The 12,889-nt window shown below is 67.3% G+C and carries 17 protein-coding genes; 3 read left to right on the forward strand and 14 right to left on the reverse strand.

The genetic code is table 11. The features are described 5' to 3' along the window. From AC1RAD_RS09175 to AC1RAD_RS09205, 7 genes are all read right to left on the reverse strand, one after another. A complete protein-coding gene (locus AC1RAD_RS09175; RefSeq protein ID WP_062477794.1) occupies positions 1-492 on the reverse strand; it encodes a RidA family protein in 492 nt (163 codons plus the stop codon). Positions 493-578: 86 nt separating this feature from the next. After that, the gene (locus tag AC1RAD_RS09180; RefSeq protein WP_056580656.1) at positions 579-899 is read right to left on the reverse strand and encodes a non-heme iron oxygenase ferredoxin subunit; all 321 of its coding nucleotides are present in this window, start codon (positions 897-899) and stop codon (positions 579-581) included. Positions 900-915: 16 nt separating this feature from the next. Next, positions 916-1,881, reverse strand: a complete 966-nt coding sequence (locus AC1RAD_RS09185) for a Bug family tripartite tricarboxylate transporter substrate binding protein (protein WP_492734606.1) — start codon at positions 1,879-1,881, stop codon at positions 916-918. Next, positions 1,878-2,246, reverse strand: coding sequence for a chorismate mutase (locus AC1RAD_RS09190; protein ID WP_095948604.1), 369 nt, complete (start codon positions 2,244-2,246; stop codon positions 1,878-1,880). The genes AC1RAD_RS09185 and AC1RAD_RS09190 overlap by 4 nt, the downstream gene beginning before the upstream one ends. A gap of 9 nt (positions 2,247-2,255) precedes the next feature. Further along, positions 2,256-2,738 carry an aromatic-ring-hydroxylating dioxygenase subunit beta gene (locus AC1RAD_RS09195; protein WP_492734607.1) on the reverse strand — a complete coding sequence of 161 codons (483 nt, stop codon included), beginning with the start codon at positions 2,736-2,738 and terminating at the stop codon, positions 2,256-2,258. Then, entirely contained in the window at positions 2,735-3,994 is a 1,260-nt protein-coding gene (locus tag AC1RAD_RS09200; protein ID WP_056580645.1) for an aromatic ring-hydroxylating dioxygenase subunit alpha, read from the reverse strand. Before AC1RAD_RS09200 ends, AC1RAD_RS09195 begins: the two co-directional genes overlap by 4 nt. 28 nt (positions 3,995-4,022) lie before the next feature. Next, positions 4,023-5,012 carry a 2Fe-2S iron-sulfur cluster-binding protein gene (locus tag AC1RAD_RS09205; protein WP_492734608.1) on the reverse strand — a complete coding sequence of 330 codons (990 nt, stop codon included), beginning with the start codon at positions 5,010-5,012 and terminating at the stop codon, positions 4,023-4,025. A gap of 133 nt (positions 5,013-5,145) precedes the next feature. Between AC1RAD_RS09205 and AC1RAD_RS09210 the strand changes: the two genes are divergently transcribed. Continuing rightward, complete coding sequence (locus tag AC1RAD_RS09210) at positions 5,146-6,066, forward strand: LysR family transcriptional regulator (RefSeq protein WP_062477812.1); 921 nt, start codon at positions 5,146-5,148, stop codon at positions 6,064-6,066. Here AC1RAD_RS09210 and AC1RAD_RS09215 read toward each other — a convergent pair. Continuing rightward, positions 6,063-6,524: a 2'-5' RNA ligase family protein gene (locus AC1RAD_RS09215; RefSeq protein WP_492734609.1), complete on the reverse strand. Its 462-nt coding sequence runs from the start codon at positions 6,522-6,524 to the stop codon at positions 6,063-6,065. The two genes, AC1RAD_RS09210 and AC1RAD_RS09215, sit on opposite strands and share 4 nt — an antisense overlap. Positions 6,525-6,859: 335 nt before the next feature. Here AC1RAD_RS09215 and AC1RAD_RS09220 point away from each other — a divergent pair, with 335 nt between their 5' ends. Then, on the forward strand, positions 6,860-7,474 hold the full coding sequence (locus AC1RAD_RS09220) for a porin family protein (protein ID WP_492734610.1): 615 nt from the start codon (positions 6,860-6,862) through the stop codon (positions 7,472-7,474). A gap of 61 nt (positions 7,475-7,535) precedes the next feature. Here AC1RAD_RS09220 and guaA read toward each other — a convergent pair whose 3' ends face one another. The 4 genes from guaA to guaB form a co-directional block, all read right to left on the reverse strand. Further along, positions 7,536-9,155 (reverse strand): glutamine-hydrolyzing GMP synthase, encoded by a 1,620-nt coding sequence (guaA, locus tag AC1RAD_RS09225; protein WP_062477832.1) that lies wholly within the window; start codon positions 9,153-9,155, stop codon positions 7,536-7,538. Positions 9,156-9,166: 11 nt separating this feature from the next. Beyond that, positions 9,167-9,601: a type II toxin-antitoxin system VapC family toxin gene (locus AC1RAD_RS09230; protein WP_070060761.1), complete on the reverse strand. Its 435-nt coding sequence runs from the start codon at positions 9,599-9,601 to the stop codon at positions 9,167-9,169. Then, positions 9,598-9,846, reverse strand: a complete 249-nt coding sequence (locus AC1RAD_RS09235; protein ID WP_070060762.1) for a type II toxin-antitoxin system Phd/YefM family antitoxin — start codon at positions 9,844-9,846, stop codon at positions 9,598-9,600. The genes AC1RAD_RS09230 and AC1RAD_RS09235 overlap by 4 nt, the downstream gene beginning before the upstream one ends. Before the next feature lie 77 nt (positions 9,847-9,923). Next, positions 9,924-11,393 carry an IMP dehydrogenase gene (gene guaB / locus AC1RAD_RS09240; RefSeq protein WP_062477841.1) on the reverse strand — a complete coding sequence of 490 codons (1,470 nt, stop codon included), beginning with the start codon at positions 11,391-11,393 and terminating at the stop codon, positions 9,924-9,926. A gap of 128 nt (positions 11,394-11,521) precedes the next feature. Between guaB and AC1RAD_RS09245 the strand changes: the two genes are divergently transcribed. Continuing rightward, a complete protein-coding gene (locus tag AC1RAD_RS09245) occupies positions 11,522-12,040 on the forward strand; it encodes a DUF4124 domain-containing protein (protein ID WP_492734611.1) in 519 nt (172 codons plus the stop codon). Between the two features lie 15 nt (positions 12,041-12,055). On the opposite strand, the gene AC1RAD_RS09250 is transcribed toward AC1RAD_RS09245, so the two are convergent. Together AC1RAD_RS09250 and AC1RAD_RS09255 are read right to left on the reverse strand one after the other, a co-directional pair. Then, positions 12,056-12,403 (reverse strand): RnfH family protein, encoded by a 348-nt coding sequence (locus AC1RAD_RS09250; protein ID WP_492734612.1) that lies wholly within the window; start codon positions 12,401-12,403, stop codon positions 12,056-12,058. After that, complete coding sequence (locus AC1RAD_RS09255) at positions 12,403-12,849, reverse strand: type II toxin-antitoxin system RatA family toxin (protein ID WP_062477851.1); 447 nt, start codon at positions 12,847-12,849, stop codon at positions 12,403-12,405. Before AC1RAD_RS09255 ends, AC1RAD_RS09250 begins: the two co-directional genes overlap by 1 nt. Between the last annotated feature and the right edge of the window lie 40 nt (positions 12,850-12,889).

Here is a 12,889-nt window from a genome sequence, read left to right on the forward strand (position 1 = left end):
TCAGGCGGCGTGGGTGGTCGCGACGGTCATTTCGACCTCGACCGTCGCGTTCTTCGGCAGCGCATAGACGCCGACCGCCGTGCGCACATGCACGCCGGCCTCGCCGAACACGCGGTGCAGCAGGTCGGACGCGGCATCGGCCACCTCGCTTTGCTGCGTGAAGTCGGCCGTGCACTGCACGAACACGCCCACGCGCAACACCTTCTCGACCGCATCGAGCGAGCCGAGGGCGCGGCGCAGCAGCGCGAGGCTGCGCAGCGCACAGATCTGCGCGCCTTCGCGCGCGGTGTCGAGCGACACCGCATCGCCCACGCGGCCGGTGACGACCACCGTGGTGCCCACGCGCGGCACCTGGCCGCTGAGGTAGACGGTGCGGCCGTCGCGCACCAGCGGCACGTAGTGGCCGCCGGCCAGGATCTCGCCGTCGAAGCGGTGGCCCAGTTCGGCGGCAATCAGGTCAGCGATCTGGTCGCGGCTGTGTGGTTCTGTCATCGGATGTCCAGGAAAACGGGCCGCCATTGTCGCCAACCGGTCCGGCGCGAACCGATACAGATCGCGCCCGCCGCAGGCAGAACAGTTCAGCCTTCGAACGCCAGGAACACCCGCCCGCCTTCGATCTTCACCGGGTAGGTGCGCAGGTCTTCGGTGAGCGGCGCGCACATCGCCTTGCCGCTGCGCACGTCGAAGCGGCCCTGGTGCAGCGGGCATTCGATCTCGTGGCCTTCCAGGAAACCGTCGCACAGCCGCGCATGGCCGTGCGTGCAGATGTTGTCGGTGGCGTGAATGCCGTCGTCGGTGCCGTACAGCGCGATGTCGCGCCCCTGCACCTCGATGCCGACCACGTCGTCGGCGGGAACGTCGTCGACCGCCGCGGCGTCGACCCAGGTCATCGTGCTCATCGTGTGCTCCCTTTGCTCAATCGGGCTTGAGGCCGGCGCGGTCGATCACCGGCTTCCAGCGGCGCAGTTCCTCGTCCATGAACTTCGACAGGCCTTCGGGCGTGCTGCCCACGGGGTCGAAGTACGCGGTCTGCAGGCGCTTGACCGTGTCGGGGTCTTTCAGCGCAGCCGCAATCTCGCGGCTCATGCGCTGCACCACGTCGTTCGGCGTGCCCTTGGGCGCCATGTAGGCGAACCATGGCACGGCCTGGATGTCGGGCAGGCCCGACTCACGCAACGTCGGCAGCTCGGGCAGCAATGCCGAACGCTCGGCCGAGGTGACGGCCAGCGCCTTCAGGCGGCCCGCCTTGGCCTGCGGCATCACCGTGACCGGCGGCAGGCAGGCGTACTGCACGTCGCCCTGCACGATGGCCGTCACAGCCTGGCCCGACGACGCGTACGGGATGTGCACCGCGAACGACTGCGTCTTGGCCTTGATGAGCTCCACGCCCAGGTGCGAGATCGAGCCGTTGCCGGTCGAGGCGAAGTTGAACTTGCCGGGGTTCTTCTTCATGGCGGCCAGCCAACCCTTGACCGAATCGACGCCCATCGAGTTCGAGACCGCGCAGACGTTCGGCGTGGTCGCGGCCAGCGACACGGGCACGAGGTCCTTGAACGGGTCGTACGGCAGGTTCTTGTAGAGGATGGTGTTGTAGACCAGCGGCGCATTCACCGACAGCAGGAAGGTGTAGCCGTCGGGCTGCGCCTTCGAGACCGCGTCGGTGCCGCTGTTGCCGCCCGCGCCGGGCTTGTTCTCGACGATGAGCGGCTGGCCGATGCGCGCCGCGAGCTTGTCGTTGACGATGCGCGCCAGGATGTCGGGCGACGAGCCCGCCGCGAAGGGCACCACGATGCGCACGGGGCGCTGCGGCCAGTCCTGCGCATGGGCGGCCGCGGCCAGGGCCACGGCGGTGAAGGCGACGAAGAGGCGTGCGCGCGTCATGGCTGCACCTCCACGTCGACCATGCCCAGATGGTCCTGCTGCTCGCGCGCGATGAAGCCCGCGATGAGCGCGCGGTAGGCGGCCTCGACCACCTCGGGGTAGGCGCCCTCCTTCTCGGCCAGCGCCTTCACCTTGTCGATCACTTCCTGCTGGCGCTGCGGCGCCGACACCTGGAAGGCATCGCGCTTGAAGCGCGCGGCGTCCTTCACGTAGCGGCCGCGCTCGGCCAGCAGCGCGACGATCTGGCGGTCGAGCCGGTCGATGTTCTCGCGCACCTCGGCCAAGTTGGCGCACAGCGGCACGTAGGCCGGGTCGGTGAAGCGGCGCAGGGGCGCACCGTGGGTCTCTGGTTCTTTTTCTGGCATGGCTCGGTTTCAGATGGGGTAAATGATGGAGTTCGGGATCATTTCGCTGTCGAACACGCACAGGCGCGACGCGAACTTGAGGCCCTCGGGCGTGGAAACGACCTTGTCGATGTAGCGCCCGACATTGAACACGGTCGAGGGCCCGTCGAGCTTGGTGCGGAACACCGCGTAGTTGGCCTCGCTGTGAATCGCGCCGTCGTCGTCGACACGGTGCACCAGCGGCAGGCCCACCACGTGGCGCTGGTAGTACGGGTCGTGAAACAGCGTCTCCTTGATGCCGTAGACGCGGTCTTCGAGCATGCCTCGGCTTTCGAACGAGAGCGTGGCCAGCGGCAGGCCGCGTTCGTGGTTCTCGCGCGGCTGCAGGCGGTAGCTGCACGCTTCGGTGAAGAACGCGGGCCACAGGTCCCAGTCGCCCGAATCGACCGCATGCGCGTACGCCGCATACAGGCGCGACAGGTCGAGGTAGGTGGACGTGTCGAGCGTGCTCATGCGGCCTCCATCACTTCGCGCCAGTAGCGGTACATGCCGCGGATCAGCGTCTCGGTCACCATGTGGTCGGTGTTCTCGACCTCGCGCCCGCCGAGTTCGGCCAGCGTGCGGTGGTAGGGCTTCTGCTCGAAGCCTTCCTGCGAGAACTCGATCACCTCGCCGTCGTCGGCCGACACGAAGCCGGCCGGCCCGAAAAGGTTGGCCTGGCGCAGGCGGCGCTGCGTCATCTCGGGCGTGTCGTCCTCGAAGCCGAAATGCGTCCACACGAAATCGAAGGCGTCGTGGCCCACGGGCTGGATGTGGCGCGTCGACACGCTGTTGACCTGCTGCTGCAGGATGAGGCTGGGGAACAGCGTCATCATCACCGCCGTCGGCCCGCCCCACCAGGGCTCGGGCACGATGTCCAGAAAGCGCGGGTCTTTCAGCTGCATGCTCTCCTTGAAGCTCGACACCTGCGTCACCTGCGCGGCCTTGCCGGCGCTGCCGCGCGTGGAGATCATCGCGGCGTGGCGGCCGCGCGCGTCCATCTTCAGCTCCGACTTGTTGTCGGCGCGCCAGAGCCCGAAGGTCACGAACCAGGTGTGCAGCAGGCCCGGGTGGTACGGGTCCTTGATGTTCTCCTGCATGAGCTTCCAGTTGCCCGGAATGCGCTGACGGCTGTAGCCCAGGATGGTGAGCTTGCGGCCGTCGAACAGGCGGTCGAAGTAGTGAAGGATGTCGGGGCCGAGAAAATCTTCGAACGATTCGATGTCGTGGTCGAACGACGCGAACACCACGCCGCCGCGTGACGCGACCTTGAGCTTGTTCAGGCCGTGGTCTTCGGTCTTGAAGTCGGCCGGCATGCCGCCGTGGACCTTGCCGTCCTGCTTCACGCCACGGCGAAACGGCACGCCCTGCAGATCACCCTTGAGCGTGTAGTTCCACTGGTGGTAGGGGCAGACGAACTCCTTCTTGTTGCCATGGCGCTCGCGGCAGAACTGCATGCCGCGGTGGGCGCAGACGTTCTCGAACACGTGGATGGCGCCTTCTTCGTCACGCGACAGGATGACCGAGCGCTCGCCGATGGCGGTGCGCTTGAAGTCGCCCGGGTTCGGAATCTCGGCTTCGAGGCCGACATAGCACCAGTGCTTGTCGTAGAAGAAGCGCTGCAGCTCTTTCTTGTGCAGCGCCTCGTCGGTGTAGGCCATGAAGGGAATGCGGCTGGTCTTTTCGCTCTCCCAGCGCAGTTCGATGGGGAAGACGGCAGGCGTGGTCATCGGGTCTCCTTTTCTCTTGTTCGGTTCTTCAGGTGCCTTGCAGGTAGAAGGCATCGGCATGCGTCTGCTCGGGCGCCAGGCCGTGCGCCTGCACCAGCCGGCTCGCGGCCTCCACCATGGGCGGCGAGCCGCACAGGTAGGCACGCCAGCCGTCGAGCCCCGCGGGCAGGTCGGCGCGGATCGCGTCGGTGATGAGCCCCAGCCGCTGGCCGTCGCGCGCGGGGCCGGCGACCACCACGACGTGCACCTTCAGGCCCGGGTGCTGCGCCTGCAGTTCGCGCAGCTCGGGCAGGCCGTACACGTCGGCATCGGAACGCACGCCGAGGTAAAGGTGGATCGGCTGCACGAGCCCCGCCGCGACCGCGCCGCGCACGATCGACAGGATGGGCGCGAGCCCCGTGCCGCCCGCCGCGCAGAGCATCGGCCCGCGGTGCTTGGTGCGCAGGTAGGCGGTGCCCAGCGGGCCGCTCACGCGCACCGTGTCGCCCACGCGCAGCTGCTCGAAGATGTGGGCGGTGACGCGGCCGCCCGGCACGCGGCGCACATGAAATTCGAGCTCCGCGTCGCGGCTCAGCCCGGCCATCGAATACGGGCGCGCCAGCTCGGGGCCGAACTGCAGTTGCGCGTACTGGCCCGGCGAGAACTCCAGCGGCTTGTTGGGCTTGAGGCGCAGGCGGCGGATGTCGTGCGTGAGCACGTCGATGCCCGTGACCGTGGCCTTGAGCACGCGCGCCGGGTGCACCACCACCTCGTCGGGCTCGGGAATCTCGATGGTGCAGCTTTCGGTCAGCGTGCTCTGGCAGGCCAGCACGTAGCGCTCGCCCTGCCCGTCGGGCCGGATCGCGTCCTGGCCGCCGTCGAGCAGCTGACCCGACACCACCTTGCAGCGGCAGGTGCCGCAGCGTCCCGACATGCAGCTGTACGACACCGGCACCTGGTGCTCGCGCAGCACCTCGAGCAGGTTCGCGCCGGGGCGGACCTCGAGGGTGCGGGCAAGGGGGTGAATGTGCAGGTCCATCGTCGGGCTCTCTTTTTCTGGCGCCGGCGGCAGGACCGGCTTGTCTCTGGGCACGGATGATGCGCGGCCTCTTCCGATTGACCAATAGAATCTGGTGAATCGGCTGTATCACCGGCATGAATAAAGGTGCGCCATGCAACTCAAGGACATCGACCTCAACCTGCTGCTGGTGTTCGACCGCATGCTGGCCGAGAAGCGCGTGTCGGCCGTGGCCGAGTCGCTGGGCCTGTCGCAGCCCGCCATCAGCAACGCGCTGGCGCGCCTGCGCAAGCTGCTGGGCGACGAGCTTTTCTTGCGCACCGCGCGCGGCATGGAGCCCACGCCCTTCGCGCTGCAGCTGGCCGAGCCGGTGGCCTACGCCATGGGCGCGCTGCACACGGCACTCAACCAGCAGGTGGTGTTCGACCCCGCCACGAGCACGCGCAGCTTCACGCTCGCCATGACCGACATCGGCGAGATCTACTTCACGCCGCGCCTCATGGAAACGCTCTCGGCCGCCGCGCCGGGCGTGACCATCAGCACGCTGCGCAACAACACCGCGACCCACCTGCGCGACGACCTGGAGGCCGGCCATGTCGACATCGCCATCGGCCTGCTGCCGCAGCTCAAGTCGGGCGTGTTCCAGCGCCGGCTGTTCCTGCAGCGTTATGTGTGCCTGTTCGCCGGTACGCACCCGCTGGCGCGCAAGCGCAGCGTGTCACTGAAGGACTTCAGCGCAGCGGACCACGTGCAGGTGCAGGCCGCCGGCACGGGCCACGGCAAGGCCGACGACGTGATGGCGGCGCAGGGCATCCAGCGCCGCATCCGGCTCAAGGTGCCGCACTTCGTGGCCATCGGCCACATCCTGCAGTCGAGCGAGATGATCGCGACCGTGCCCGAGCGGCTCGCGCGCAGCATCGCCGAGCCCTTCGGCCTGGTGTGGCGACCGCACCCGGTGGCGCTGCCGCAGATCGCGATCAATCTGTTCTGGCACGCGAAGGTGCACCGCGACCCGGGCAACCAGTGGCTGCGCGGGCTGCTGTTCGATACGTTTGCCGATCAGGACGGCGCCTAGGCGGCCACCTCGGCGGGCCAGCGGCCCAGCACCTCGTGCGCGCCCTCGCCCACGTGGCTGTCGATGAGCACCAATGAATGGGCGGCCCACCGCGCGGGCGCTTCGAGCGCGTGCTTTTCGAGCTTGCGCCGTGCATAGGCGATGGTCATGTGCGGCGTGAACGTGCGCGAGGGCTTCAGGCCGACATCGGCCAGCGCCTCGCCCAGGCGTTGCCTGAACGCGCGCAACGCCGCAACGTTGGCCTCGTCGTCGGCGCACAGCACCAGCGCGCCTTTGGCGTAGCTCATGGATTTTTCGAAGACGACATCGAGCGCCGGCACAGACACCGCGGCGGCGGCGGTCGATGCCTGGGCCACCTTGTCGGCCGGCACCTGGTCGTGGTTGCCGAGGTCGAACAGCGTGACGTGCAGGCGCTGCGCCTCGACCGCCGTGCCCTTCAGGGCGTGTTGGGAGTTCATGCGCGCGCCGAGCGCGGCGATGGTTTCGGCGTCTTGCGGGGTGGGAAGCAGTGCGAAGAAAAGCGAGTGCGGCAGCGGCGCCTTGCGAGGGGCCTGGGTGCCGCGAGGCCGCGGTAGGGGCCGCGGCGGGGGATCGATTCCGGGAAGAAGAAGCTGGGCTGACATGTGTCGATCATCGCCCATGGCAAGGGCCCTTCATGAGGCCTTCAGCAAACGCGAAGCTCGTCTTCAGATTGGTTTTTGAGAATCGTCGGACGGTGGCGGCAAGGCGAACAACGACACGCCGCCCATCCACGCATTCATTCAATCGATCAATCAACCAACAGGATTTCATCTTGACGAAAACGCAAGCCCGCCTCGCACTCGCAGCCCTCTGGCTCGGCACCGCCTCCGTCGGCGCCTTCGCCGCCGGTTTCGACAAGGACACCGGGCTGTATGTCGGCGGCGCCATCGGCCGCTCCAGCTACAGCCTGTCGTCCTCGAAAAACGCCCCCGTGCCCGTGCCCTGGGGCGGCAAGAAGGCCGACAAGAGCGGCACGTCCTACAAGCTGTACGGCGGCTACCGCCTCACCGAGCACTTCGGCGTGGAAGCCGGCTACGCCCGCCTCGGCAGCGTGAGCCAATGGAGCTCGGCCTACGGCGGCTCCAGGCTGCAGACCGGCACCGGCCAGGTCTTCTACGCCGCCGCCACGGCCCGCATGCCGCTGGGCGACGCCTTCGCCCTCAACGGCCGCCTCGGCGTGGCACGCGGACGCATCTCCGGCGACAACAAGTGGGCCCCGGCCAACCAGCGCCTTTCGGGCAGCGGCACGGGTCTGATGGTCGGTGTCGGCGCCGAGTACCGCATGACGCAGAACCTCGCGATCACGGCCGACTACGACTACTTCGGCAAGCTGTCGAAGCAGGCCAAGGGCGGGATGTTCACGGTGGGTTTGAAGGCGAGCTTCTGATCATCGGGTCACCCGCCAAAGAAGAAAGGCGCCTTGCGGCGCCTTTCTTCTTTTCAGGAACTCATTCCCACTCGATCGTCGCCGGCGGCTTGCTCGACACGTCGTAGGTCACACGGTTGATGCCGCGCACCTCGTTGATGATGCGGCCCGACACCTTCTTGAGCAGCGCGTACGGCAGCTCGGCCCAGTCGGCGGTCATGAAGTCGCTGGTCTGCACGGCGCGCAGCGCGACGACGTAGTCGTAGGTGCGGCCGTCACCCATCACGCCCACGCTCTTCACGGGCAGGAACACGGTGAAGGCCTGGCTCGTGAGGTCGTACCAGGTCTTGCCGGTTTCGGCGTCGGTGAAGTTGCGCAGCTCTTCGATGAAGATGGCGTCGGCGCGGCGCAGCAGGTCGGCGTATTCCTTCTTCACTTCGCCCAGGATGCGCACGCCCAGGCCGGGGCCGGGGAACGGATGGCGGTAGACCATCTCGGGCGGCAAGCCGAGGGCCACGCCGAGTTCGCGCACTTCGTCCTTGAACAGGTCGCGCAGCGGCTCGAGCAGCTTCAGGCCGAGCTGCTCGGGCAGGCCGCCCACGTTGTGGTGGCTCTTGATGGTGACGGCCTTCTTGCTCTTGGCGCCGCCCGACTCGATGACGTCGGGGTAGATGGTGCCTTGCGCCAGGAAGGTCGCGCCCTTGTGGCCGCCGTCGCCCGCCTTGAGCTTGGCAGCCTCTTGCTTGAACACAGTGACGAACTCGCCGCCGATGATCTTGCGCTTGGCTTCGGGGTCGCTCACGCCGGCGAGCTTGCCCAGGAACAGGTCGCTGGCATCGACGCGGATGACCTTCGCGTGCAGCTTGCCTTCGAACATCTCCATGACCATGTCGCCTTCGTTCAGGCGCAGCAGGCCGTGGTCGACGAACACGCAGGTCAGCTGGTCGCCGATGGCGCGGTGGATGAGCGCGGCGGCCACGCTCGAATCGACGCCGCCCGAGAGGCCGAGGATGACCTCTTCATCGCCCACCTGTTCGCGGATCTTCTGCACGGCTTCGGCGATGTGGTCGCGCATGACCCAGTCGGGCTTGGCCTCGCAGATGCCGAGCACGAAGCGGTCGATGATGGCCTTGCCCTGCACGGTGTGCGTGACTTCGGGGTGGAACTGCAGCGCGTAGTAGCGGCGTGCCTCGTCGGCCATGCCGGCGATGGGGCAGCTGTCGGTGCTGGCCATGAGCTTGAAGCCGGGCGGCAGCTCGGTGACCTTGTCGCCGTGGCTCATCCACACGTTGAGCATGCCGAAGCCCTCGGGCGTGGTGAAGTCGGCGATGTCTTTCAGCAGCGCGGTGTGGCCATGGGCACGCACGGCCGCGAAACCGAACTCGCGCTTGTGGCCGCCTTCGACCTTGCCGCCGAGCTGGTGCGCCATGGTCTGCATGCCGTAGCAGATGCCGAGCACCGGAATGCCGAGGTCGAACACGGCTTGCGGGCACTTGTCGGTGGTCTCTTCGTACACGCTGGCGTGGCTGCCTGAGAGGATCACGCCCTTGAGGTGGCCGTCGGCGGCGTATTCGCGCACCCACTCGTCGGTGACGTCGCAGGGATGCACTTCGCTGAGCACATGCGCTTCGCGCACGCGGCGTGCGATGAGCTGCGTGACTTGCGAGCCGAAGTCGAGGATGAGGATCTTGTCGTGTTGCATGGCGAGAGGACTCAGAGCGTTGAAATGTCGAACAGCTTGACGCCCGCGTGCGGCGCCGCCTGGATGAGGTGCTCGTCGAACGTGGCGAGCGGAAGGTTGAGCGATTTGGCGAGCCAGAGGTAGCCCGCATCGTAGAGCGAGACGCCCGCGTCGATGGCCACGGCGAGCACAGCCTTGTGCTGGGCCGGCGCGAGGTCGTGCAGCTCCACGCGGTGGCGGATGGCGTCGAGCACGCTCCACAGGCCTTCGACGGCCGATGCCGGGATGCGGCCGCTGCGCACGCCGTTGGCGAGGATGTTGGCGCACTCCCACTGCCAGGCGTTGGGCGCCTGTGGCTCGACCTCGTCGCGGCGGATGGCGGCGTAGAGCCTGCGGGTGTGTTCGCTGGCCTGGTCGGGCAGCAGCCAGGCGGCGGTGACCGAGGCGTCCATGACGAAGGCGGTCATGGCTGGCGTCCTTGGTCCAGGAGCTCGCGGGTCGTGGGGCCGGGCTGGATGGTGGCGTGCAGCGCGTCGATCTGCCCAAGCTCGCGGGCGATCTGCTCGTCGGTGATGACGGGCTTGCGGCGCACCGGCAGCATGCGCACGACTTCCTTGCCGTGGCGGGTGATGCGAACCTCCTCGCCCTTTTCGACCAGGTCGATCAGGGCCGAGAAGTTGTTCTTGGCTTCAGCGATGCCGATGGATTGCATTTGGGCCAGAAAATTTGAATCTGGCCCAAATTTTAAGCCGAGTCTGGCCTGACTTTCAAGGTCTGGCCAGATTGGGCTTACTCAGCGCGGTAGTTCGGGGCTTCCTTCGTGATCTGCACGTCGTGGACGTGGCTCTCACGGATGCCGGCCGTGGTGATCTCGACGAACTCGGCCTTGTTCTGCATGTCCTCGATGGTCGCGCAGCCGCAGTAGCCCATGCTGGCGCGCACGCCGCCGGCCATCTGGTAGACGATGGAGACGATCGAGCCCTTGTAGGGCACGCGGCCTTCGATGCCTTCGGGCACGAGCTTGTCGGTGTTGGGGTTGCCGGTGGTCGATTCCTGGAAGTACCGGTCGGCACTGCCCTGCTGCATCGCGCCGATGGAGCCCATGCCGCGGTAGCTCTTGTAGCTGCGACCCTGGTACAGCACGATTTCGCCCGGCGCCTCTTCGGTGCCGGCGAACATGCTGCCCATCATCACGGTGCTCGCGCCGGCGGCGATCGCCTTGGCGATGTCGCCCGAGTAGCGCACGCCGCCGTCGGAGATCAGCGGAATGCCCGTGCCCTGCAGCGCGGTGGCGACGCTGTCGACCGCCATGATCTGCGGCACGCCCACGCCAGCGACGATGCGGGTGGTGCAGATGGAGCCCGGGCCGATGCCGACCTTGACCGCATCGGCGCCGGCGTCGGCCAGTGCACGCGCAGCGTCGCCGGTGGCGATGTTGCCGCCGATCACGTCGACCTGCGGGTAGTTCTTCTTGACCCAGCGCACGCGCTCGATCACGCCGGCGCTGTGGCCGTGGGCGGTGTCCACCACGATGGCGTCGACGCCGGCCTTCACCAGGGCTTCGACGCGCTCTTCGGTGCCGTCACCCACACCGACCGCCGCGCCCACGCGCAGGCGGCCGTTGGCATCGCGTGCGGCATTGGGGAAGCTGGTCTGCTTGGTGATGTCCTTGACGGTGATGAGGCCCTTGAGCTCCCAGTCGCCGTTGATGACGAGCAGGCGCTCGAGCTTGTGCTTGTTCAGCAGCGCCTTGGCTTCGGCCAGCGTGGTGCCGTCGGGCACCGTGATGAGCCGGTCGCGCTGCGTCATGATTTCGCTGACGGGTACGTCGTAGCGGTTCTCGAAGCGCAGGTCGCGCCCCGTGACGATGCCGACGACCTTGCCGCCGTCGATCACCGGGAAGCCCGAGATGCCGAGCTGGTCGGACAGTGCCATCACCTGGCGCACGGAGTGCGTCGGCGTGATCACCACCGGGTCGCGCAGCACGCCCGACTCGTAGCGCTTGACGCGGGCCACTTCGGCGGCCTGCTGCTGCGCGGTGAGGTTCTTGTGCACGATGCCGATGCCACCCTCTTGCGCGATGGCGATCGCGAGGCGGGCTTCGGTCACGGTGTCCATGGCCGCCGAGACGAGCGGCAGGTTCAGCGTGATGTTGCGGGAGAACTTGGTGGCGAGAGACGTGTCCTTGGGCAGGACTTGGGAGAATGCTGGCACCAACAACACGTCGTCGAAGGTGAGCGCTTTGCCGAGAAGGCGCATGGGTGAGGCTCCAAAAGACGGATTGTAACGAGGGCTCCGCCCGCTTCGCCGGCGCGGGTTTTTTCTGACCGTTGCAAAACCGCCTACTACGGATGTTGCAAAAAGTAAGGCACAGCTAAACTCCGCGCATGAATTTCCTGCATTGGCTGGTATTGGGTTGCGCGTGTGCGCTGCCGCTCTCGGCGAGCGCGCAATGGCAATGGGTCGACAACAGCGGCAAGAAGGTCTTCAGCGACCAGCCGCCGCCCACCGACATCCCCGAAAAGAACATCCTGCGCCGCGCCGGCCCCTCGCCGTCGGCCCGGGCGCCCGCCCCGGCCACACCGGCCCCCGAGGGAAGCAGCGACACGGCCGCAGCCCCCAAGGCCGCGCCGCCGCCCAAGCCCACCGGCGTGGACAAGGAACTCGAGGAAAAGACCAAGAAGGCCGAGGCCGAGCAGAAGGCCAAGGAAGCGACTGAAGCGGCCAAGATCGCCAAGGCCAAGGCCGAGAGTTGCGCCCGCGCACGCGAAGGCAAGACCACGATCGACAGTGGCATCCGCCTCGCCAAGGTCAACGCCAAGGGCGAGCGCGAAATCATGGACGACGCTGCGCGTGCGGCTGAGCAGAAGCGGGTTCAGTCGGTCATCGACAGCGACTGCAAGTAAGCCCGCGACGGCCGCTCAGTAGCCGTCCTTGCCACCCTTGCGCTTGTTCGCGAACAGGCCCGTGCCGCGCGCGCCTTGCCGCTGGAAGCGTTCACGGCGCGCCACCTTCGGATCGACCGTGAGCGGACGGCACAGCTCGATGCGGTCGCCGTCCTTCAACGGCTGCTCCCACGCCACCGCCCGGCCCCAGATGCCCGGCGTCATGGCATGCCGCCAGTCCAGGTCGGGAAAGCGCTGCATGAGATCGCTGGCCTTCACCGCCTCGGCCACCGCGGTGCCGAGCGCGAGCTGCAGGACCTGCTCGAACACCTCGCGCGCCGCCGGCGAACAGCTCAGCGTGACCTCGATGCGGCGATCGGCCATCAGCCTTCGCCGTAGACCTGTTCGGCGCGCTTGACGAAGGCTTCGACCAGGCTCGAGGCGATGGTGTCGAACACCGGCCCCACCAGGGCCTGCAGCGCGAAGTTGCTGAAACCGTAGCTCATCTGCAGCTCGACGCGGCAGGCGCGTTCGCCCTGCTCGCCCACGGGGTGGAATTTCCAGGTGCCGTCGAGGTTGGAGAACGGCCCGTCGACCAGCTTCAGCTGCACCTCGCGGCCTGCGATGTGCGTGTTGCGGGTGGTGAAACTCTGGTGCAGCCCGGCGAAGGCCAGGCCGACTTCGGCGGTCATGCCGCCCTCGTCCTGCTCGATGACACGCGACTTGTCGCACCAGGGCAGGAACTGCGGGTACTTCGCCACATCGGTGACGAGCGCGTACATTTCTTCGGCGCTGTACCAGATGAGGACGGACTTGTGGACTGTTTTCATAGAATCGGCACAGCGTGCGCGACGGATTGTATTGAAGCCA

It is taken from the genome of Variovorax sp. GW823-FHT04B03 (assembly GCF_058796495.1).